2 protein-coding genes are annotated in these 2,887 nt (G+C 58.1%); one reads left to right on the forward strand and one right to left on the reverse strand.

Features of this window, described 5'->3' with window-relative positions:
• On the reverse strand, window positions 1-1,799 hold a 1,799-nt coding region (locus VEG30_06950), incomplete at its 3' end, for a TonB-dependent receptor (protein HXZ79649.1).
• 772 nt (window positions 1,800-2,571) lie between these two features.
• On the opposite strand from VEG30_06950, the gene VEG30_06955 reads away from it, so the two are divergent.
• A partial coding sequence (locus VEG30_06955) for a carboxypeptidase-like regulatory domain-containing protein (protein ID HXZ79650.1) occupies window positions 2,572-2,887 on the forward strand: 316 nt, incomplete at its 3' end.

The raw sequence follows: 2,887 nt of genomic DNA on the forward strand, positions 1-2,887 counted from the left end.
TACTGGTGGGAGTAGGCAAGATAGAACTGAGCCCGGTTGAACAAGCGAGGGGATTTGACCGTCGCCTCCCAGCCGCGAATGCGGGCGTGATCGATGGTCAGGGGAAAGAAGATGTTGGAATTGCCAAGCACGTCGTGATCGAAATAATTTTTCGCGCCAGTGCGGAAATTAGCGATATCCACCGCCCAGCCTTTCCAGGGGATTGAGAGCCCGAACTCGCGTTGCTCATCGCGTTCGCCATGCAACGGCAGGAAGCCAAATCCCTGACTGGCGGCAAAGTCGAGTAGCGGTCCGGAAACCGTCGACAACGGCGGGGCCTGGTAATACCTTCCATAGAAAGCGCGCAGTACCCAGCCGAGATGAGGGATGCGGATCGCCGCGCCAATCCGCGGATCGGTAGCATGCTCGTTCACGATGCCGGAGAAGCGCGTCAGGCGCACGCCGCCATTCAGCGTCAGCCATCCGACAGGCTTGTACTGCTCTTCCAGAAAAATTGCCTGCAAGCTGCCCCAGAAAATTTCGCGCTGGCGAAACGCGTCTCCGCTTCCATCATTCGCGCTTACTCCAAACAGCGTATTATCGCGCTGCACAAATCCAAGAGCTCCCGCCCGCACATTGTGCTTGCCCTGCACCTTTGAGATCGTGAATTCCCCGCCCCCATAGTTCGAACCGAGATCCTGTTCGGGTATCGGCACATCGTTAGGTCCGCCCTCGTAGGCAGCACGATTGAAATGATAGAAGGGCGAAAGCGTCCACATCAGTCCGCTCGAGCCAGTGTGCACCCATGAGAAGTTAACGAAAGCATCCCGTTCTTTTTCGGTGTCCCGGACTCCCGATGCCTGTTGCTCTGCTGTATTCGGAATCTGGTAGTGGTCCCCCCGTAGAGAGCTCACCAGCCGCAGCTGGTCCGAAGGAGTCTTGTTGAAGATCAGAGACAGGAAACCACCGAGCCCCGAATTCAGGTCATGCAGTACGGTCGGCTCCGGCGTTTCCAGGCCCAGGTCGGTGCGATGCCCGGTCAGGCTCGCGTACCAGGCAAAACGTGCGCTGTGATCGCCAAAGCTCAGCTGGTTATCAGTGTTGTTGTAGCTTCCATACCCCAGGATCAGCTCGCCCTCGCGATCGCGCTCAAAGCCGGAGCGCGTCACCACGCTGAAAGCTCCATACGTGCGATCCCCGATATCAGCAGAAAATCCACCACGTTGTACCTGAAGATAATCGATGTCCTTGGGATCGAATTGCGGTCCGACGTTGGAGGCAATGTTGGTGTTGGGTACGGGGACTCCGTCGATAAGCCACGAGACCTGGTGCCCTCCACGGATGTGCAGCTGGTCGTGCGCTATGTAAGCCGAGGGAACTGTATTGGTGATCATTGCAAGACTGTTGGCGTCGTCCGCGCCCGGCATTCTTTCGATCTGTTCCTGGCTAACGACCACACTCGGACTGGACGCGTCCGGATTAACGAGCTCTGCAGTCTCCGAGACCTCAACCTTCTGGTTTACGCTAGCCAGTGACAGTGGGAAATGCAGATAGGGCGAACTTCCCGAGGTGACGGTGATTCGCTCGCTGCGTTCTGTGAAACCTGGCGCGGAAGCAGTGATTTCGTATTCGCCCACTGGAACCGCATCGAATTGAAATTCGCCGTTGCCAGCCGTGCGCGTGCCTTGCTTCCAGTCCGAATCCACCGCATGAATCATCACCTGCGCGTCGGCTATTGGTCGATGCTGGGGATCATGCACCAGCCCACGCGCCGTTCCGAAGATAGTGGCTCCAGCGGTAGCGGCACAGAGCACAGCCATACAGCCAAGCAAAAACCTGAGAGAAAACATCCAATCCCCCTGACTCGAAAGAAGGGAAGGGAAACGGACTCCCCGCGAGCGATCAGCGACTCGCGTGTTAGTCCGCAGTTCGAATCAGATGGTCGGGGAGGTAGGGGGCCCACGCTGCAGGTAAGAAAGAATGGGAGAATTCAGCGGCTTTTGGGTAGACGCTACAGTCTGGGCGTGAACAACTCGCGGGGCAAAGTGGAGCGGGTGTTGGGAGATTGTTGACGCAGGTGCTGTCCGGACAAAGGGTGCCCGGCGGAATGGACACGCCGGATGGCCTCCGACAAAGCCGTCTCGGGAAGCCATGCCGCAATGGTGCCGCCCATCGCGCCGACAGCACTGGGGCAGACTGTTTCCGGAAAGCGCCGTCGCCAGCGGCAGAAACAATGCTGCCGCGATAACGAGCATCAACAGACTGGAGATCATTCGGCGCATTCGTTCAATACGGCTAAGGCCGGCCGTTCACGGCTGCTGAATTACAGAACTGATCACCCCAACTGCTTATTCCATAATAAACCAAACGTCCTTCCGTGGCCGGAGTCGGTCCGCCCCCAAGGAGAAGACGGTCGGCTCCGGGGGGGACAGCCCGCCCCTCGCGGATTCCAATGCCCTCCCAATTCATGCCCCCGCCCCAATCCGTAGTAGTTTCTTTTATTAACTCCGATTAACATTCTGTTGTATACTTAGCTTCACCTTGTGGGGGAATGCTTCGTTAATGTGTTTCCGACAGCGGGATCGGGGCAGCGTGAGAGTCCTGCTAGCGACCGCGCTTCCCGGCGGAATGAAGCCACATCGCGCCGGGCGCGCCTCTTTCCGGCAGACCTTCGTGCTCACATGCTTGATTCTGCTGTCGTCAATTGCTTACGGACAGGCCGCGTCGTCTGGCACGGTAACGGGTTTAGTGTCAGATGCAAGTGGCGCCGCAATCGTTGCTGCCCGCGTAATGGCTTCGCGAGTGGGCGGAAATCTCTCACGCACCGCCACGACCGACGACACCGGCCGGTTCTCCCTGACGCAAATTGTTCCCGGTCGTTACGTCCTCCATGCTGAAGCGCCCGGAT

The organism is Terriglobales bacterium, assembly GCA_035624455.1.
GTDB lineage: Bacteria > Acidobacteriota > Terriglobia > Terriglobales > Acidobacteriaceae > DASPRM01.